Source organism: Sphingobacterium sp. BN32 (genome assembly GCF_030503615.1).
GTDB lineage: Bacteria > Bacteroidota > Bacteroidia > Sphingobacteriales > Sphingobacteriaceae > Sphingobacterium.
Genome location: NZ_CP129963.1, coordinates 3,555,546 through 3,575,726, shown reverse-complemented (window position 1 = coordinate 3,575,726; position 20,181 = coordinate 3,555,546). Strand labels below are relative to the sequence as shown.

Genomic DNA, 20,181 nt, shown 5'->3' with positions numbered 1-20,181 from the left:
TAGCTGTGAGTACAATAGGAGAGAGCTGTAAAAATTTTCAGGTTTCTACTGAAAGACCAACAAATACTAGTGGCTTATTGCCCTTGTAAACAAATTACGCTCATAAAAAAAGTCCTCGTAAAATGCTTACGAGGACTTTATATTCTAGTGAGGATTCCTTACGCGTGGATATCTTCCTGACGGAAGAACTTCGCAGTAAAGTACTCACGGTTCATTCTTGCGATATTTGTCAATTTAATTCCTTTTGGACATTCAGCTTCACAAGCACCTGTGTTTGTACAGTTACCAAAGCCTTCAGCATCCATTTGATCAACCATGGCTTGCGCACGTTCGTAACGCTCTGTTTGACCTTGTGGAAGCAATGCAAATTGAGAAATCTTAGCAGATACGAATAACATTGCTGAAGCATTCTTACATGCTGCAACACATGCTCCACATCCGATACAAGTAGCTGATTCGAAAGCCTCGTCAGCAACGCGTTTTGGAATAGCAATCGTATTTGCATCAGGCACACCACCAGTATTGACATTTACGTATCCACCAGCTTGTTGGATGCGGTCAAATGCAGTTCTATCTACGGCTAAATCCTTCAATACAGGGAAAGCCGCTGCGCGCCATGGTTCAATAACGATAGTTTGTCCATCGTGGAATGAACGCATGTGCAATTGACAAGTCGTAATACCGTATTTTGGACCATGCGGGCGACCATTGATCACTAATGAACACATACCGCAGATACCTTCGCGACAATCGTGATCAAAGTAAATCGGATCTTCACCTTTACGAGTCAAATCTTCGTTCACGATATCAAGCATCTCAAGGAAAGACATATCATCAGCGATATCTTTAGCTTGGTAAGTAACGAATTGTCCTTTGTCGTTTATATTTTTTTGACGCCAAACTTTTAGCGTTAAATTCATATGTCCACTCATAATAGTAATATTGAGTATCAAAAGGCTATTGCTAGCCTTTTGCTTATTTATAACTTCTTTGTGTTAACTTAACGTTTTCGAATACTAGCTCTTCTTTGTGTAGTGCTTCCGGTTGGTTATCACCTTTGTACTCCCATGCAGCAACATAAGCGTAGTGATCATCATCACGTTTCGCTTCGCCTTCTTCTGTTTGAGATTCAAGACGGAAGTGACCTCCACATGATTCGTTACGGTTCAACGCATCGTCTACCATTAACTCGCCTAATTCAAGGAAGTCAGCAACACGACCAGCTTTCTCTAACGACATATTCAATTCTTCGTTCGCACCTAATACACAAGCATTCTCCCAGAATTCTTTGCGTAATTCTTGGATAAGACCTTTTGCTTTAGTCAATCCTTCTGCCGTACGCGCCATACCACAGTATTCCCACATGATATGACCTAGTTTTTTGTGGATATCATCAACAGTCTTCGTACCTTTCAGTGCTAACAATTTGTTGATTTTATCTTCTACTTCTTTACGAGTCTGTTCAAAAGCAGGGTGATTTTTATCTACCGGTTTGAAGTTTCCGATTTTAGCTAAGTAATCACCAACAGTAAATGGAATGACGAAGTAACCATCAGAAAGGCCTTGCATTAGGGCAGAAGCACCTAGGCGGTTAGCACCGTGGTCAGAGAAGTTAGCTTCTCCTAAACAGTATAAACCAGGTACAGTAGTCATCAAGTTGTAGTCAACCCAAACACCACCCATTGTATAGTGAACAGCAGGATAGATACGCATTGGTTGTTCGTATGGGTTCTCATCAGTAATCTGATAGTACATATCGAACAAGTTACCATATTTAGCTTCTACTGTATCTTTTCCTAAGCGTTGGATAGCGTCAGCGAAATCTAAGAATACCGCTACGCCAGATTTACCAACACCGCGTCCTTCGTCGACCATTTCCTTCGCGTTACGAGAAGCAACGTCACGAGGAACTAAGTTACCGAATGAAGGGTATTTTCTTTCTAAGAAGTAATCGCGATCATCTTCTTTGATGTCTTTAGGCTTCATTTCGCCTTTACGCAATTTCTCTGCTAATTCAACTGTTTTAGGAACCCATACACGACCGTCGTTACGCAATGATTCAGACATCAACGTAAGTTTCGATTGGTGATCACCAGTAACTGGGATACAAGTAGGGTGGATTTGTGTATAACATGGGTTAGCGAAGAATGCACCACGTTTGTGTGCTCTCCAAGCTGCCGTTACGTTACATCCCATCGCGTTTGTCGATAGGAAAAACACGTTTCCATATCCACCAGTACATAATAATACCGCGTGGCCTTCATGTGCTTCAATCTTACCTGTAACCAAATCACGAGTAATAATACCGCGTGCTTCGCCATCGATCTTAACAAGATCTAACATTTCATGGCGTGTATAAGATTGAACTTTTCCTTTTTGGATCTGACGGTTAAGTGCTGAGTATGCACCTAATAATAATTGTTGTCCAGTTTGTCCACGAGCGTAGAACGTACGAGATACTTGGGCACCACCGAATGAGCGGTTATCCAATAAACCTCCGTATTCACGTGCGAAAGGAACACCTTGAGCAACACATTGGTCGATGATGTTTACAGAAACCTCAGCTAAACGATACACGTTTGCTTCGCGAGCGCGGTAGTCACCACCTTTGATCGTGTCATAAAATAAACGGAAAACAGAGTCACCGTCATTTTGGTAATTTTTAGCAGCATTGATACCACCTTGTGCAGCGATAGAGTGTGCACGGCGTGGTGAATCTTGGTAGCAGAAAGTTTTTACATTATAACCTAATTCTGCAAGAGATGCTGCCGCAGATGCACCAGCTAAACCTGTTCCAACAACGATAATAGTGAATTTACGTTTGTTGGCCGGGTTAACCAGCTTCATATCAAATTTATGTTTTGACCATTTTAGGGCCAATGGGCCTGCAGGTACTTTTGAATCTAACATATCCTTCTTTTATTTAGTGGATTTAGCTATTGCTTCAATCTGTAAATAACCTATTTAACAAAATAAAAATACAACGGCATTGCAGCGAAGGCAATTGGAATGATGATACCGAATATCCAAATTCCAATCCATTTAATAATGCCGATATAACGCTTGTGGTTAAAACCGATCGTCTGGAATGCAGACTGGAAACCGTGAATTAAGTGAAATGACAAAGCAGCCATTCCTAAAAGATATAATCCAACTAAGAAAGGATTTTGGAATGCTACAGCAACTTGCTTGTATAAATCTTTTGACTGAACAGTTTCTACACCGTTGTTTACAAAGATTTTATACCCGTCATACTCTGCAGGAACATCATCTAAAGAAATGATTTCTTGATTTCCTGTTGACAGCTCAGTATGGTATTCTACATAAGGAGTAGAACCAAACTTGTACTGGTACCAGAAGTTTTGCATGTGTGTTACGATGAAAACTAATAATACAGTACCTAAAATTCCCATGTTACGTGAGTTCCATGCGCTACTCGCTTTGCCATCATACTGGTTGTAACCAATCGGTCTTGCCGCTTTGTTTTTAGTAGTTAATACTAAAGCGTAAACCGCGTGGATAATGATAGAAGCGTAAAGTAAGTAAGAAACTACCTTGATAGGTGTAAAGTGGGTCATGAAATAAGCGTAATTGTTGAACGCATACCCCGCATCATCTTTAAAGAGCTGTAAATTACCAATCAAATGAACAATCAAGAACGTACATAAGAACAATCCTGTCAAGCTCATGATTAGTTTCTTCCCTAGTGAAGATGTTAATACTGGCTTTGATTTACTCATTATTACTATGAATTTAATTTAGTTCCGCAAATCTATCTAATTGATGACACTTTTGTGAGAAATATGTACAAAAAAGCACTAATTTAGAATCTTTCTAATCTGTGCAGAAAAAAGAAAGGCTCGATTGAATAACAACCGAGCCTAAACTTTTAATTATCTTTTACTTACAAGAACGCATATCCTACACCGATTGACCACATACTGATCTTTTGTTTTTCAGCGTCGCTTTTGCTCAGGTTGTTTAAACCGTGCTCATAACGAAGATCGATAGTGAAATTACGGATGTCAGCACCGATACCACCAATGATTCCTGTTGATGTCTTTTTATATTCAGCAAAATTAGTCGCCGTATTGATGTCGAATTTTCCATCCTGCGCAAATGAGAAGACAGGACCTGCTTGGATACGGACACCTAAAGGGCCTAAGCCGATTCTTGTCCCTAGTAAAATAGGAAGATCCATGCTCTTGATCGTCACTTCACCATCTCCGCTATTATCTTGTGGGTCGAATCCTGCTTTCTTTTGGCTATAATAAAGCTCTGGCTGTACGTGGAAGCCGGCAACACCCACACGGCCCCAAACCCCTAGCTGATAACCTGTTTTGGTATCGGAGTTTAACCATTTGCCATCTGATTTTAAACTAGAGAAGTTTAATGCACCTTTAACACCTAGTTTAAAACTTGGTAGTAATTGTGCTTGTGAAGCCTGCACCATTAGAAATAGGGCAGCAAATGCTAGTATAATTTTTTTCATGTTAAAAATTTATATATTTACTCTTTCTATCACTAAAATAGAGTTTTTTATCTATAAACGGCATATATCCATGATTAATTTCAAGATTCAAGCGCAAGACTGGCCTATTCTGAAGCTAAAATTACAACGCAAATACAACCGTCTTACCGATGAGGATCTGACCTTTCAAGAAGGTCAGGAAGATGAATTGTTAAGACGTTTGGCGAAGAGACTTCATAGAAATGTTGACTATGTGCTTTTCACCTTGTCAAAGGAAATGTCTGATCTGGAGTCCAACAGTTTGTAACATGCAGGAGGAGCTAATCAGCTGGGCTGACTTCGAGCGGGTGGATCTTAGAGTCGGCACTATTTTAACAGCCGATGATTTCCCAAAAGCCAAGAGACCAGCCTATCAATTGACGGTTGATTTTGGAGAAGAGATTGGCGTCCGCAAGTCCAGTGCGCAGATTACTGCGCATTATACAAAGGATGAACTGATCGGTCGGCAGGTCGTAGCGGTCGTTAATTTTCCGAAGAAACAGATCGCCAATTTTATGTCCGAATGCTTAGTGACCGGATTTGAAGATCATAACGGAGATATTATCCTGACAACCGTTGAGCGACAAGTTCCGAACGGTTCCAAATTAAAATAATGAAAGTTTACAACTTTGAGAGTGACCTGAATTTAACACCTGAAAATTCAGACGAACAGTATATGCGCGAAGCGCTGAAATTAGCGGAACAAGCATTCCGGGAGAACGAGGTACCCATTGGGGCGATAATCGTTGCGAATGGCAAGATCATCGGCAAAGGTTATAACCTTACGGAGCGGCTCAACGACGTTACGGCTCATGCGGAAATGCAAGCATTTACAGCGGCCGCCAATTTTCTGGGCGGTAAATACCTAAAAGACTGTACGCTGTATGTCACCATTGAACCCTGCGTAATGTGCGCGGGCGCATCGTATTGGACCCAAATCAGTCGGATCGTCTATGGAGCAAGGGATGAGAAGCGCGGTTACTCTGCGATAGGCGATAAAATCATACATCCCAAAACGGAAATTAAAGCAGGCGTGCTTGAAGAGGACTGCGCAAATCTAGTAAAGTCTTTTTTTCGTAATAAACGCTAATATTGGGGACAAAATTAGACCTTAAACAAACTTTACTTCGGCCAATTTGTCTTATATTCGTATTATACTTAAGAACAACATAACATTCATTAAATATACATTATTATGGCATTTCAATTAGAAGCGTTACCATACGCAGCAGACGCATTAGAACCACATATTGACAAGGAAACAATGGAGATTCACCACGATCGCCATCACCAAGCTTACGTAGACAATTTGAACAAAGCTATTGCAGGTACTGATGCTGAGAATGCTTCTCTAGAAGACATTATCAAAAACATTAGCAAATACCCTGCGGCAGTTCGCAATAATGGTGGTGGTCACTACAATCACCAATTATTCTGGACTGTACTAGGCGCTAATAAAGGTGGTGAGCCTACAGGTGAATTAGCAACTGCGATCAACGAAACTTTTGGTTCATTCGATGAATTGAAAAAGAAATTACAAGAAGCTGGTGCGACTCGTTTCGGATCAGGTTGGTCTTGGTTAATCGTTGGTGCTGATGGCAAATTAGCTGTTACATCTACTCCAAATCAAGATAATCCGCTTATGGATGTTGCTGAAGTAAAAGGAACGCCAATCCTTGGTATTGACGTTTGGGAGCATGCGTACTACTTAAAGTATCAAAACAAGCGCCCAGCCTACTTAGATGCAATCTTCAACGTAATTAACTGGGATGCGGTAGCAGAGCGTTATAACGCAGCAAAGTAATCGCTGAAAGATAAAACGTATCAAAACGGATAACAAGAAATTGTTATCCGTTTTTTTTGTACTGAAGACATCAGACTCTTGCCTTTTTAAAATGCTTACTACTCGCATTTTAATAGGAACTTAACCAGTTATGCGAAATGTTTGGACAATATAGGTTTATTATCGAATTAGATAAGTTTTAACAATAGCTTTATTATTTCGTAATTTCGTACTGCAAATTGTTCAAACTGTTTGAGTTAACCAATGCGCTCGGTAAGCAATGCTAACTTCAAAAGCTGCTTATCGAAACTATTCAAGTAAATGAAGCACTAGACTACCTATCATGTGTATCAATGGTCAAAACATGTAAATAAGCGGTCTGGTCAATTAAATTAGATACAAATATGTTAAAAGGATTTTTTAATGTTCCTGTACCGACGAATGAGCCAGTGTACAGCTATGCTCCAGGAACTAAAGAAAGAAGCTTGTTAAAAGAAGCTATTGCTGCTGCTAGAGCAACTGAAATTGACGTCCCAATGTATATCGGTGGCGAAGAAGTTCACACCGAGAAAAAAGGTAAGTTGACTCCTCCACACGATCACCAACATACCCTAGGTTATTATAGCCAAGGAACAAAAGAGCATGTTAAACAAGCGATCGACGCAGCATTAGCGGCGAAGAACGATTGGGAAAACTTGCCATGGGAGCAACGTGCGGCTATCTTCTTGAAAGCTGCTGAATTGATTTCTAGCAAATACCGCTATAAATTAAATGCGGCTACGATGTTAGGTCAATCTAAAAATGCTTATCAGGCAGAGATTGACTCGGCATGTGAGATCGCTGACTTCTTGCGTTTCAACGTAAAATACATGTCAGAAATTTACCAACAACAACCTCCAATTAGCCCTAAGAACGTATGGAACCGTGTGGAACAACGCCCGTTAGAAGGGTTTGTTTTCGCATTAACACCATTCAACTTTACGGCTATCGCAGGTAACTTGCCTACAAGTGCTGCAATGATGGGTAATGTGGTTGTATGGAAACCATCGAACACCCAAATTTATTCAGCAAACGTATTGATGCAGATCTTTAAAGAAGCTGGTGTTCCTGATGGCGTTATTAACTTAGTGTATGTATCAGGTCCTGAGGCTGGCGATGTGATCTTCAAACACCCAGATTTCGCAGGTATCCACTTCACAGGTTCTACAGGTGTATTCCAAGATATTTGGAAAACAATTGGTGAGAACATCCATGTATATAAAACTTACCCACGTATCGTAGGAGAGACTGGTGGTAAAGACTTTATCCTAGCTCACCCTTCTGCTGATCTTGACGTGTTGAACACAGCGTTAGTAAGAGGTGCTTTCGAGTTCCAAGGACAGAAATGTTCAGCTGCTTCTCGCGCGTATGTTCCTAAGTCATTATGGGAAGATTTGAAAAAATCAATGGAGAGAGATATCAAATCATTCAGAATTGGTGGTACAGAAGACTTCTCTAACTTCATCAATGCTGTAATCGACGAGAAATCATTCGATAAAATCACGAAATACATCGATAGAGCAAAAGAATCTAAAGATGCTGAAGTGGTAATCGGTGGTGAATACGATAAATCAAAAGGATACTTTATCCACCCTACTGTTATTTTAGCGAAAAAAGGAGATTACGAAACTTTATCTGAAGAATTATTCGGTCCAGTTTTGACAATCTACGTATATGACGATAACAAATGGGAAGAAACGTTGAAGTTAGTAGACGAGACATCGATCTATGCTTTAACAGGTTCTATCATCGCTCAAGATCGTTATGCGATAGAAGAAGCAACTCATTACTTACGTAATGCTGCTGGTAACTTCTACATCAACGATAAATGTACAGGTGCGGTAGTAGGACAACAGCCATTTGGTGGTGCTAGAGGATCAGGTACAAACGATAAAGCTGGTTCCATGATCAACCTATTGCGTTGGGTATCGCCAAGAACAATCAAAGAAACATTCAACCCGGATACAGACTACAGATATCCATTCTTATCCGAAGAATAACAATACTCCTAATTGCATAATATAGAGAAAGGGGACCGATGGTCTCCTTTTTCTTTTTGCCTCTATGAAGGAAGCAAAAAAAAGCAGCTATCAAAGATAGCTGCCGCATATTTCCCATATTTTTGAAACCTAGTGGGAATTTAATTGTAATAAAAAAGCTTATTCCTCTTCTTTCAAGATGGTCTCGTCTAAATTCTGACCAGTTACCTCTGCTCTAATTTTTGCTTCTAACTCATCTGATAAATCAGGGTTATCTGCCAATAGCGACTTCACAGCATCACGACCTTGACCTAATTTTGTGTCTCCATAGCTAAACCAAGATCCTGATTTCTTAACGATTCCATATTCTACACCTAAGTCGATGATTTCACCAACCTTAGAAATACCTTCGCCGAACATGATATCAAACTCAGCAATACGGAATGGAGGAGCTACTTTATTCTTAACGATTTTTACTTTAACACGGTTACCTGCTACCTCATCAGCATCTTTGATCTGCGATGTACGACGGATGTCTAAACGCACAGATGCGTAGAACTTAAGTGCATTACCACCCGTTGTTGTTTCCGGGTTACCGAACATCACACCAATCTTCTCACGCAATTGGTTGATGAAGATACAACAACAGTTTGTTTTTGCGATTGTACCGGTTAGCTTACGTAGGGCTTGCGACATTAAACGTGCTTGAAGACCCATCTTCGACTCACCCATTTCACCTTCAATCTCTCCCTTAGGTACCAATGCTGCAACCGAGTCAATGACGATAACATCAATAGCGCCCGAACGGATCAAGTTGTCAGCAATCTCTAACGCTTGCTCACCATGGTCAGGCTGAGAAATCAACAAGTTCTCGATATCCACACCTAATTTCTGAGCATAGTACTTATCAAAAGCGTGCTCCGCATCAATGATTGCAGCAATACCGCCTTTTTTCTGTGCTTCCGCTACAATATGCGTCGCTAATGTTGTCTTACCTGATGATTCAGGACCGTAAATCTCAATGATACGGCCTTTAGGAACACCGCCAATACCCAAGGCGATATCTAAACCTAATGATCCCGTAGAAATAGACTCGATAGGCTCTACGGCAGTATCACCTAATTTCATGATCGTACCTTTACCGAACGATTTTTCTAATTTATCTAAAGTAAGCTGTAGCGCCTTTAATTTGTCTGAGTTGCTCATATTTTTAGTATATCGAATTCAAAAATAAGATAATAATGGAATATTACAAAATTATTTACTAAAAAAATTAGTTTAATATTCCATCTGTAAAGTTAAGTTGTTTCTTTCTAAATCAGAATCCAGGTTTAAAATTATTCTACTTCCTTTTCTACGACTGCTTTTGCTTTATAAGTTTTCTCGAAATATTTGCAGAAATAGGTAATCGGGCATTCCTCACACTTTGGCTTCCTCGCTAAGCAGATATAACGTCCATGAAGAATAAGCCAATGATGGGCTATCGCAATCGTATCCTTTGGTAAGTGCTTCACTAGTTGTTTTTCAACCGCTAGCGGTGTTGTCGCCCTCGACGTCAATCCTAGTCGGTTTGCCACACGGAACACATGTGTATCAACGGCCATAGCCGGATTATGATATACAACCGAGGAGATCACATTTGCCGTTTTTCTACCCACACCGGGAAGTTTCACCAGGTCTTCGATCTTTTCCGGAACAACCCCGTCAAATTCGCTCAGTAACTTCTGAGCCATGCCTACCAAATGTTTGGCCTTGTTATTTGGATAGCTCACCGAACGGATGTAAGAAAAGACCTCATCGACCGAGCTTTCCGCTAAGCTTTCCGCATCTGGATACCGCGCAAATAGAGCAGGGGTGATCTGATTTATTCGCTTATCGGTACATTGTGCCGATAAGATGACCGCCAGCAATAACTCAAATGGATTACTATAATTTAACTCAGTTTGTGCATCCGGATTGTGTGTAGAAAAGTACTCCACAAAAGCCTTATACCTGTCTTTCTTAAGCATAGTCAAAGATAAGCATCTTTGAGCGATTTGATAGCTTAACAGGCGTAGATTACAATCGCTTGATCGAAAATTCGAAGCCAGAGGTGGTAATGCATAAATAAGAAAGGGCTGCACAATGGCAGCCCTAACCTTCTGTTAAGTTTTCCAAAATTAATTCGGATATTTTACACCTCTATAAAGAGAGATATCTACTTTAGGAATCGATGCATTGTACTGTTTATTGATTGCATCAATAAATAAATTCGCAACAATTGCATTACCCATTGGCGTTAGGTGTACACCGTCTAATGAGAAGGCATTACCAGTAATGAAAGCCGAGCTAATGCCAATGCCATTGTACACATAACCACCCTTAACTTTATTTAAGAAGGCATGTACATCCGCAACCGCTACACCTTTGCTTTCCGCTACTTGCTTAATTACATTGTTGAACTCGTTAACACGGGCACTTACTTGTGCTACTTCAGCCTCGTCCAATACATTATGATCCTCAATAGGATTCGCTGGACTGATACCATAGCCCGGACCAATAGTATTTGGTTTACCCAATGCTGCTGTATTGAAAGTTAAAGGAAATAGATCCTTTGCCGTTGCTGCGCGAACACCAGTTTTTGTTTTGATGATTACGTTTTTGAACGCCCCTTGTGATGCCGCCTCAACGCCAGCATTCAGACGTGCAGTCGTTACGGTATTTAAGAAAGGCACTGCCGTAACATCAGGAATCGTAGCAACAACGCCTTTTTGGCCTTTCGCAGTCAACGTAGTAACAAAATTCGTGTATAGCTGCGTAAATAAAGGTAGGGACGTCAATTGCTTAGTTGGGTCTTCAACTGGACCTGTAGGTGAATTAACAGTTGATACCGCGCCATTCATTGCATAGCCTAAAACGTCGTTATTTCCTAACCAAAAAGAGAAAAACGTATAATCATGCCCGGTCGCATACTGAAAATAGGTCATTGTGGCGGGCGTATTATCCGGTAAAAGACGCTCGAAATAAGGATTTCCCTTAACTGTTCCGAGGCCATTCGCAAAGGCCATATCTAAACGCATGCCCGGAACGCCTAAGTTTTGGATAGGGTCGGTATATTTAATGTATAATGGCTTTCCATCTGGATTAGTACCGCGAATTGCTAAATCCGTTGTTACGGGTTTCATCACGGGATTTCCATCAACCAAAGATTCCAACATGATATAGCCGGAACCATTTGCTTTATCTGCCGGGAAGAATGGTGAAGTAAACTCACCGCCACCCACGTTCTTCATCTGCTCGGCCATCAGGTTGGGGAAGGCTACTTTCTGGCCTTCTAAATACAGACCATTGTCTGCATAACCTGAGGTTAACGAATTACCGATGGCAATATATTTCGAAAAGTCTGCCGTACCTTTGCTAAAGGTAGGCGCGTCAATCTCGGGTTTACAGGAGCTAACAAGTCCTAAAATTGCTAGTCCAATATATAATCTAAAGTTCTTTTTCATTGTTTTCATCAATTAAGGCTTACCATTTATAAGACAGGGAGATACCTGGTGCATGGATATTGGTTTCGTATGCTCCGTGAAGCAATGTTTCCGCGTTGGTTGTCGTACGCTTTAAGATCTTCTGGAATACATAAGCGGCAGACATTTCCCATTTCGGATTGAACTTGTAGGATACACCCCCCGCAGCCATAACACGATTGTTATCCGGAGTCTCTGGATACACATATTTCGATTGAACTGGTGTATAAACATAACCTGCCCCAACTCGTAAAGCCAAAGCATCATTCACATCGTAGTTGATACCCGCTTTACCCGAGAAGGCATTTTGGTATTTTTTCGCCGAGCGTGTATCTTGCAATACCGGTGTGTTGTTTTCATAATCGAATACCAATTCCTTGTAGATATCGTAATTGATCAATGATCCGTCGATAGCCGCTTGAACTTTATCGCTCAGTGGGAATGCGATACCAATGTTGAATGTAGAAGGTAGAGGTAATTCGGCGTCGAATTTACCATTCGGGAAGTTTGCTGCCAATGAAGTCGGAACCTCAAATGTGGCATCGCCGCCTTCTAGTTTTGTAACAACTTTCGAACGGTAACTCAAGGAGATGGCAAACTGATCTTCCAGGTTGTAGTGTACACCGACATTATATCCCATACCCGTACCTGTTCCTTTTAAGGTTGCCTGTCCGGCTGTTCCATCGGGGTAAAATACCGGCAAAGCACGGCCTAAATCAACCAAACCAATATTGTAAACAAATCCACCGCCCAGACTGAATTGGTCGGTAATTTTAAAACTTACGGTTGGTTGTATATAAATTGCGCGCATGGAAAGATGCGTCAATGAAAAGCGCCCTGGCCATTCTTTGCCCCAATCTACCGATCCACCGAAAGGTGTGTAGACGCCGATACCGGCTTTCCACCAGGAGTTTTTCGGTCCAAAAGTAGCGTAGGCACCAAATGGTGGCGAAATTTGAAATTTCGTATCATGTGATTCCGTACTTCCGTGTTCGCGGAAAGCAGATCGGTACATAACAGCACTTGCACCTACCTGTATAGCGTTGTGGTCCATCTTTACCAATGCACCCGGGTTGTAAAATATAGACGTTTCATCTATAAACAATGCAGATCCTGCACCGGCCATACCTACGGCTTTCTGACTTTGCGTATTCACTTGCGAGCCTTGTGCATGCAATAGAATAGGGGAAGCTAATAACAAACTCAGTAATAATCGTTTCATATAAATATTGATTAGCGTTTTTTCAAATTTAGATTTGATATGCTAACATAGCATTTTTTTATTAATTAAAATAAAAATATTTGTCACAATTTAATAATATGCAAGTAAATGAATATCGTTCAAACATATTTGTATTTTAAATGGTTATCTTTAAGAATACAATTCTAAAAGATATTATGGCACAAATTAAATTCAAGGGCAACGCAGTTCATTCAGAAGGAAACCTACCTAAAGTAGGCGATACTGCTCCAAACTTTACACTAACATCAGGCGACCTTTCTTCTAAGTCATTGAGCGATTTCAAAGGTAAGAAAGTTATTTTAAATATATTCCCGAGTATCGATACTGGTACATGTGCAATGTCGGTTCGCCAATTCAACGAAAAAGCAGCAGGACTAGACAATACAGTGGTTTTATGTATCTCTAAAGATCTTCCATTCGCACAGTCACGCTTCTGTGCTGCAGAGGGAATCGAAAACGTCATTACCCTATCAGATTTTAAAGACAATGCTTTCGCAGACGCTTACGGCGTTAAATTCGCAGACGGCCCTCTAGCAGGTCTGTTGAGCCGCTCCGTAGTCGTGATCGACGAAGATGGTAAAGTAGTTTACACCGAGCAGGTCGAAGAAACTACCGAAGAGCCGGAATATGATAAAGCGCTGGCTAGTATTTAAATATTAGATATAAGATTTTAGACATTAGATCTTAGAGTAGGGCGCCGATTAGGCGCCTTTATTTGTGGGTTGTTTTGAACCAGGAAAGGAAGGGTTCAAGACAAACTTCACTTCATTTCCTAATTCAAAACAAAATTTCCTTTCTAACCAAAAGTTCAAAACAAACCCCTTAAAAACAAAAAAGCGAACCATTACAGTCCGCTCAAGGTCTAAAATCTTATATCTAATGTTTAATATCTAGCTCGCCCCCAATGCCTGCAAAATATCCCCTATAATATCTTCTTGTTCTTCGATACCTACGGAAAGGCGTACTGTTCCGGGGCGGATACCTAGCTTCTCGCGTTCGGCTTCGGAGAGTTTGGAATGTGTTGTTGTGGCAGGATGCGTTGCGATACTGCGTGCGTCGCCGAGGTTGGAGGTATATTTGATCATTTTTAGAGCATCCAAAAATTTGAATGCGCGTTCTTTTCCGCCTTTTACCTCAAACGTCACGATACCGCCACCAGCTTTCATCTGCTTTTTAGCCAACTCATACTGTGGATGCGAGGGTAGGAAAGGGTATTTAACATCAGCAATCTCGGGATGCTGCTCTAAAGTTTGCGCCAATGCCAGCGCATTGGAACAGTGTCTGTCCATACGCAATCCTAATGTTTCGATACTTTTGGAAAGTACCCAAGCATTAAATGGAGACATTGATGGGCCCGTATGGCGAATCAAGAACATCATCTTATCCATCAATTCTTTTTTCCCCACGACCACACCACCTAATACGCGACCTTGACCGTCCATATATTTCGTTGCCGAGTGGATGGAAAGATCGAAACCATATTGCAGTGGCTTTTGTAGATAAGGCGTTGCGAAACAATTATCGATAGCAAAAATAATATGCGGATATTTCTTTTTAAGTCCGCCTAACCATTCCAGATCGACCAATTCAAGACCTGGATTTGAGGGCGATTCTAAGAAAATAAACTTGGTATTCGGTTGAATTGCTTTTTCCCATTCGTCCTGGTTGATGGCATCCACGTAAGTCGTGGTGACACCCCAACGTGGGAATAGCTGCGTGAACAACTGATGCGTAGATCCGAAAATCGCACGTGAGGACACAATATGGTCGCCACTTTCGATAAATCCCGCGAAAGTCGCAAAAACTGCTCCCATGCCCGACGCAAATGCTAAGCCTGCCTCTGCATTTTCTAACAGACAAACCTTGTTGATGAATTCTGTCGTGTTCGGATTGGCATAACGAGAATAAACCATCCCTTCCTCTTCCTCGGCAAAAACAGCACGCCCTTGATCGGCACTGTCAAAGATAAAGCTGGAGGTAAGGTAAAGAGGAACAGAGTGTTCGCGTAATGCGGAGCGTTGTGCTTGCTCGCGGATGATTTTGGATTGTTCGTTGTTCATGATGAGCAAATTTATTTACTTTTATGCATAAACTACTAATCTTGTCGAATTTATTTTTGATTTTTTTTTATGAAGGCTTACTCGGCGCCGGCATAAGACTGCGTCAACTCATAACCCTTTCAAAGCCCTTTCAAAGCCCTTGTATAACCCTTTCAAAGCCCTTGTATAACCCTTTCAGAACCGCTTATGAACGGGTTTGAAAAGGGTATGCATGGGGTTTGATAGGCTAGTGATTTTTCGGAGGTCCGTGTTAGCATACAAGATGCTAACACGGATCAGTTTCCAGCAAGGGGAGTACCGAAAATACCGACCGCCAATTCTGCCCATAGTAAGAATAACAGGAGAAGAACGATTGCCGTTCCGATCCAGAAATTTCGATTGTTCTTGATGTTCCGGCGCAACAGGTCGATAATGAATACGGTTCCGAATAACAGAACGGCCGCTACTAAAAAGTCGAATGCATTCCAATTCACCTCATTGGTGAAAAGCATAGCCAGGGCAGGGATGGATAAAAGAGCAACCGGGATAATATAAATCCAGCGTTGTGAGGTGTGATTTGTTGTCATAATTTTTTGATATTAAAAGTACTTTGAAATACAAAGTAAAATATTAACTTCGATTGCTGCAAGTTTTTTGGATAATATTTTAATCAAGTGGGAATAAATCGTTTATCAGTGCGTCTAGAAGGGTAACATTCTCACAGCTAATCTTTTTATTCGTTTTCGAATTGAGTATCTTCAAGGCACATTTAGCGTTATATGAAAAGATCTAAACTATTATCTATCCTATTGATCACACCATTTTTAAGTATGGCTCAAACGGAGCCGGCGCCCTACGGCGCGACCCCATCTGAACGTCAGCTACGTTGGCATGAGATGGAAATGTATACCTTGATTCATTTTACCCCGACGACTTTTCAAAATAAGGAGTGGGGCTTTGGGGATGCAGATCCCAAAATATTTAACCCGACTAAATTTGATGCCAATCAGATTGCTGGGGCGGCAGCCGCAGGAGGCTTCAAAGGACTGATTTCGGTCGCAAAACATCATGATGGATTTTGTCTATGGCCTACAGCAACAACCAAGTATTCAGTAGCGAGCTCGCCATGGAAAGAGGGCAAGGGCGACATGGTCCGCGAGTTTAAAAAAGCGGCGCATGCCAATGGCTTGCAATTTGGGGTGTACCTGTCAGCTTGGGATCGCAACGATACTCGCTATGGTACGAAGGCTTACGCGGATGCGTATCGAGCGCAATTGACGGAATTGATGAGCAATTATGGTGAGCTATTTACTTCCTGGCATGATGGTGCCAACGGCGGGGATGGTTACTATGGCGGTAAAAACGAAAAGCGAACAATTGACCGCTCGACTTACTATGAGTGGGAGGAAAAAACATGGCCTATTGTTCGCAAGCTCCAACCGATGGCGATGATTTTCTCTGACGTGGGGCCAGATATGCGCTGGGTAGGAAATGAAAAAGGATTTGCCGCGGAGACCTCTTGGTCTACACTGACACCGAAAAGCATGGACGGCAAGCCTCCAGTGCCCGGGCAGGTTGATGAGTCAAATTTGTCGACTGGTGATCGTGATGGGAAATACTGGATTCCGGCAGAATGTGATGTTCCGCAGCGACCAGGATGGTTTTACCACGAGGATCAGAACGATCGGGTAAAAACGCCAGATCAGCTATTCGAAATTTACCTCAAGTCTGTAGGCAGAGGGGGCGGGATGAACCTTGGTTTAGCGCCAATGCCGGAGGGTATTTTGCATGATAACGATATTTTATCCTTAAAATCTTTTGGACAGAAACTGAAAGAAACATTTGACAAGGACCTTACGGCCGGAGCGATGGCGAAGGCTAGCAATGTTCGCGAAAACCACGAGCAGTTTGCTACTTCAAAGCTGTTTGATGGCGATCGTTATTCCTACTATGCTTCGGACGATCAGGTATTGCGTCCGAGCATCGAAATTTCCCTGCCGAGTGCGCGGACTTTTGACTTGATTCGTTTACGCGAAAACATCAAGCTGGGACAGCGTTTAGATAGTGTGAAGGTTTCGGTTTGGGAAAATAACAGCTGGAAATTAATCGGCGAGGCGACGAGTATTGGCGCAAATCGATTAATTAAATTAGCGAGTCCGATAACAGCACAGCGTTTGAAGGTTGACTTATTTGCACCGGTGGCTCCAACCCTAAGCGAGTTTGCTCTATTTAAAGAAGCTGCATCGAATTTTGGCTTGGCAACAACAGAGCGCAAACGCGTCGCAAAGCAGGATATGACGATTATTTCGGCAGATAAGCACGTAATGAATGCGATCGATAATAATCTGAGAAGCATCTGGGAAACAACGACCAGCAGAAGCAAATTTGTCGAGATCCGTTTGACGAAGAATGAATGGATAACGGGCATGCAGTACACGCCACGTCAAGATGCCAAGTTGGATGGAGTTCCGACGAAATATAAGGTTTATAGCAGTGTGGATGGCAAGACCTGGCAAATTGTTGCTACAGGGGAATTCTCAAACATAAAGGCGAACGCAACGGGACAGATGATCAATTTTAGGGCGCCTGTTGAAGCACATTATATCCGTTTTGAACCTATGGAGGTTTTGAGTGGGGATAAGGCTTTTTCTGTTGCTGAGTTTGATTTATTTGTAAAATAACATGAAATATATACTTGCCGTATTTTTTTCGGGATGTGTTTTTTTCCTATGCGCACAGGACCTGAAACTTCGTTATGATCAACCCGCGAAGCATTGGGAAGAGACTTTGCCCTTGGGCAATGGATTGATCGGGATGATGCCGGATGGAAAAGTATCTGATGAGCAATTGGTCTTGAATGAGATATCGCTATGGTCGGGAAGTCCGCAGGATGCGAATAATTATGATGCACATAAGAGCGTGTCGAAGATACAAGAGCTACTTTTTCAGGGCAGAAATGATTTGGCCGAGCAATTGGTCAATCAAAATTTTGTATGCAAGGGAGCAGGGTCAGGGGGTGGCAAGGGTGCATTGCAGCCTTATGGATGTTTCCAAAATTTTGGATTCTTGAACTTTCTACACTTCGATATTGACGAGGTTAGTAATTATCAGCGTTTTTTGGATATTTCTACAGCTAGCGCACAGACAAGCTTTAGCTCCAAAGGGGTGAACTATCAACGTGATTATTTCACTTCCTTTGCGGATAATGTAGGCGTCGTTCATCTAACAGCTAACAAGCGAAAGTCTATTGGTTTTGCGCTACACTTCTACCGGGACGAAAACATCAAATCTTATCAAATCAAAGATAATGAGATAACGATTGAGGGGCGTCTACCTGACGGTAAGGGCGGCGAAGGGATGCATTTTGCAGCGAAGATCAAGGTTATTGCTAAAGGAGGTTCGTTGATGAACTATGATAATCAGTTAATCATTAAGAAGGCGGACGAGGCAATGGTGCTTTTTGTTGCCAGCACGGATTATTATGGGCATGACCCGGTTGCTTACGTTTCTGCTGAAATGGATAAGTTGAAGGGTAAAAACTTTAAAGCGCTGTCGAAAGCGCATCAGAAGGCATACGAGCCGCTTTTCTCACGCGTAGAATTAAAACTTGCGCAGGATAAGAGTCAGGAAATGGTTCCTACACCGCAGCGGGTCGCTAACTTCTATCAAGATCCGGCATCGGATCCGGGTTTGGCAGCGCTGTATTATCAATATGGGCGATACCTGAGCCTGTCGAGCGCAGCACCAGATTTTCCGAATGCACTGCCGCCGAATCTACAGGGCTTATGGGCACATCGAATTCAGACGCCCTGGAACGGGGATTACCATTTGAATATCAACGCGCAAATGAACCATTGGGGCGTGGAGGTAAGCAACCTATCAGAATATCATCAACCTTTTATCAACCTGATCAAGAAGATTGCAAAGGAAGGGGAGAAGACTGCAAAGGCGTATTACAATGCGCCGGGCTGGGTGGTTTATATGATTACGAATGTCTGGGGCTTTTCGGCTCCGGGAGAGAGTGCTTCGTGGGGGGCGAGTACAGCTTCGGGCTGGCTTTGCAATCATTTATGGGAGCATTATCTCTTTACGCAGGATAAGAGTTATCTGAAAGAAATATATCCGGTGCTGAAAGGCGCTGCGGTATTTTATAAGGCGACCTTAGTGAAGGATCCGAAGACAGATTGGTTAGTAACCTCGCCTTCTGTTTCGCCAGAGAATGGTTTCAAATTAGCCAATGGCAAACGGGCAGCGGTTGTGATGGGGCCTACCATCGATAATCAGATTGTACGCGAGTTATATCAGGCAGTCATAGCAGCCGCTGAAGAGCTGGGTGAGGATGAGTTATTTTCTGCTAGCTTGCAGCAAGACTTAAAACTTATTCCGCCGGCGGTACAGATCAGTAAGTCGGGCAGGGTTATGGAATGGCTAGAAGATTATGAAGAGACCGATCCGGAGCATCGTCATGTTTCTCATTTATACGGATTATATCCAGCTAATTTTATTTCACCGGTGAGCAGCCCGGAATGGGCGGAGGCGGCTAAGAAAACCCTGGCGGTTCGGGGTGATGAGGGAACGGGTTGGTCGAGGGCCTGGAAGATATTGTTCTGGGCGCGTTTGCATGACGGTGACCACGCTTTGGAGATTCTCAGACAACTTCTTCGCCCTGCGACAGTAGGAGCGACTTCTTATTCAGGCTCGGGCGCTGGAACCTATCCTAACTTGTTCTGTGCGCATCCGCCATTTCAAATTGATGAAAACTTCGGTGGCTCGGCGGGTATCGCAGAGATGCTTCTACAGAGCCACGACGGATATATTCATTTATTGCCTGCTTTGCCGCGCGTTTGGAAGGATGGTGAGCTGAAAGGTCTGAAAGCGAGAGGCAATTATACGGTTGATATAAAATGGCGAAACGGTCTAGTTGTTGATTACCGCATTTCAGCGGCGAAAGCGGGAAAAGTGAAAGTACTGGTAAATGCTGTATTAAAAGACGTACAAGTTTCCCTAATAAAATAACTATCGTTACATAGGTTTTTGACCCCTAAATTTCGTTGAGGTACTCAATGAATTTAGGGGTTCGTTATT

The 20,181-nt window shown here is 42.2% G+C and carries 18 protein-coding genes; 8 read left to right on the top strand and 10 right to left on the bottom strand.

The window, feature by feature from the left end; all coding sequences use genetic code 11:
- Positions 1 to 158: 158 nt before the first annotated feature.
- From QYC40_RS15120 to QYC40_RS15105, 4 genes are all read right to left on the bottom strand, one after another.
- Positions 159 to 920: a succinate dehydrogenase/fumarate reductase iron-sulfur subunit gene (locus QYC40_RS15120; protein ID WP_367652286.1), complete on the bottom strand. Its 762-nt coding sequence runs from the start codon at positions 918 to 920 to the stop codon at positions 159 to 161.
- 55 nt (positions 921 to 975) lie between these two features.
- Positions 976 to 2,910: a fumarate reductase/succinate dehydrogenase flavoprotein subunit gene (locus QYC40_RS15115; RefSeq protein ID WP_301990967.1), complete on the bottom strand. Its 1,935-nt coding sequence runs from the start codon at positions 2,908 to 2,910 to the stop codon at positions 976 to 978.
- A gap of 50 nt (positions 2,911 to 2,960) precedes the next feature.
- Complete coding sequence (locus QYC40_RS15110) at positions 2,961 to 3,740, bottom strand: succinate dehydrogenase cytochrome b subunit (protein ID WP_301990965.1); 780 nt, start codon at positions 3,738 to 3,740, stop codon at positions 2,961 to 2,963.
- A gap of 164 nt (positions 3,741 to 3,904) precedes the next feature.
- Entirely contained in the window at positions 3,905 to 4,492 is a 588-nt protein-coding gene (locus QYC40_RS15105; RefSeq protein ID WP_301990964.1) for a porin family protein, read from the bottom strand.
- Between the two features lie 70 nt (positions 4,493 to 4,562).
- On the opposite strand from QYC40_RS15105, the gene QYC40_RS15100 reads away from it, so the two are divergent.
- The 5 genes from QYC40_RS15100 to pruA all read left to right on the top strand — a co-directional run bounded on the left by QYC40_RS15100 (position 4,563) and on the right by pruA (position 8,332).
- Positions 4,563 to 4,778 (top strand): hypothetical protein, encoded by a 216-nt coding sequence (locus QYC40_RS15100; RefSeq protein WP_301990963.1) that lies wholly within the window; start codon positions 4,563 to 4,565, stop codon positions 4,776 to 4,778.
- Between the two features lies 1 nt (position 4,779).
- Positions 4,780 to 5,124 carry a tRNA-binding protein gene (locus QYC40_RS15095; protein ID WP_301990962.1) on the top strand — a complete coding sequence of 115 codons (345 nt, stop codon included), beginning with the start codon at positions 4,780 to 4,782 and terminating at the stop codon, positions 5,122 to 5,124.
- Positions 5,124 to 5,600: a nucleoside deaminase gene (locus QYC40_RS15090; protein WP_301990961.1), complete on the top strand. Its 477-nt coding sequence runs from the start codon at positions 5,124 to 5,126 to the stop codon at positions 5,598 to 5,600. Before QYC40_RS15095 ends, QYC40_RS15090 begins: the two co-directional genes overlap by 1 nt.
- A gap of 105 nt (positions 5,601 to 5,705) precedes the next feature.
- Positions 5,706 to 6,314 carry a superoxide dismutase gene (locus QYC40_RS15085; protein ID WP_301990960.1) on the top strand — a complete coding sequence of 203 codons (609 nt, stop codon included), beginning with the start codon at positions 5,706 to 5,708 and terminating at the stop codon, positions 6,312 to 6,314.
- Between the two features lie 383 nt (positions 6,315 to 6,697).
- On the top strand, positions 6,698 to 8,332 hold the full coding sequence (gene pruA / locus QYC40_RS15080) for an L-glutamate gamma-semialdehyde dehydrogenase (protein WP_301990958.1): 1,635 nt from the start codon (positions 6,698 to 6,700) through the stop codon (positions 8,330 to 8,332).
- 159 nt (positions 8,333 to 8,491) lie between these two features.
- Here the strand turns inward: pruA and recA are convergent, their stop codons facing one another.
- The 4 genes from recA to QYC40_RS15060 form a co-directional block, all read right to left on the bottom strand.
- Positions 8,492 to 9,517: a recombinase RecA gene (gene recA / locus QYC40_RS15075; RefSeq protein WP_301990956.1), complete on the bottom strand. Its 1,026-nt coding sequence runs from the start codon at positions 9,515 to 9,517 to the stop codon at positions 8,492 to 8,494.
- Between the two features lie 131 nt (positions 9,518 to 9,648).
- Positions 9,649 to 10,320, bottom strand: coding sequence for an endonuclease III (nth, locus tag QYC40_RS15070; RefSeq protein ID WP_301990955.1), 672 nt, complete (start codon positions 10,318 to 10,320; stop codon positions 9,649 to 9,651).
- A 150-nt stretch (positions 10,321 to 10,470) separates the two neighbouring features.
- Complete coding sequence (locus QYC40_RS15065; protein ID WP_301990954.1) at positions 10,471 to 11,796, bottom strand: SGNH/GDSL hydrolase family protein; 1,326 nt, start codon at positions 11,794 to 11,796, stop codon at positions 10,471 to 10,473.
- 19 nt (positions 11,797 to 11,815) lie between these two features.
- Positions 11,816 to 13,036 carry an OmpP1/FadL family transporter gene (locus QYC40_RS15060; protein ID WP_301990953.1) on the bottom strand — a complete coding sequence of 407 codons (1,221 nt, stop codon included), beginning with the start codon at positions 13,034 to 13,036 and terminating at the stop codon, positions 11,816 to 11,818.
- 176 nt (positions 13,037 to 13,212) lie between these two features.
- Between QYC40_RS15060 and tpx the strand changes: the two genes are divergently transcribed.
- Complete coding sequence (tpx, locus tag QYC40_RS15055) at positions 13,213 to 13,710, top strand: thiol peroxidase (RefSeq protein WP_301990952.1); 498 nt, start codon at positions 13,213 to 13,215, stop codon at positions 13,708 to 13,710.
- Positions 13,711 to 13,947: 237 nt separating this feature from the next.
- On the opposite strand, the gene QYC40_RS15050 is transcribed toward tpx, so the two are convergent.
- Together QYC40_RS15050 and QYC40_RS15045 are read right to left on the bottom strand one after the other, a co-directional pair.
- The gene (locus QYC40_RS15050) at positions 13,948 to 15,117 is read right to left on the bottom strand and encodes a PLP-dependent aspartate aminotransferase family protein (protein WP_149524885.1); all 1,170 of its coding nucleotides are present in this window, start codon (positions 15,115 to 15,117) and stop codon (positions 13,948 to 13,950) included.
- Between the two features lie 275 nt (positions 15,118 to 15,392).
- On the bottom strand, positions 15,393 to 15,683 hold the full coding sequence (locus QYC40_RS15045) for a hypothetical protein (protein ID WP_301990950.1): 291 nt from the start codon (positions 15,681 to 15,683) through the stop codon (positions 15,393 to 15,395).
- Between the two features lie 192 nt (positions 15,684 to 15,875).
- Between QYC40_RS15045 and QYC40_RS15040 the strand changes: the two genes are divergently transcribed.
- Positions 15,876 to 17,777 carry an alpha-L-fucosidase gene (locus tag QYC40_RS15040; RefSeq protein WP_301990948.1) on the top strand — a complete coding sequence of 634 codons (1,902 nt, stop codon included), beginning with the start codon at positions 15,876 to 15,878 and terminating at the stop codon, positions 17,775 to 17,777.
- A gap of 1 nt (position 17,778) precedes the next feature.
- A complete protein-coding gene (locus tag QYC40_RS15035; RefSeq protein ID WP_301990947.1) occupies positions 17,779 to 20,112 on the top strand; it encodes a glycoside hydrolase family 95 protein in 2,334 nt (777 codons plus the stop codon).
- Positions 20,113 to 20,181: the final 69 nt, after the last annotated feature.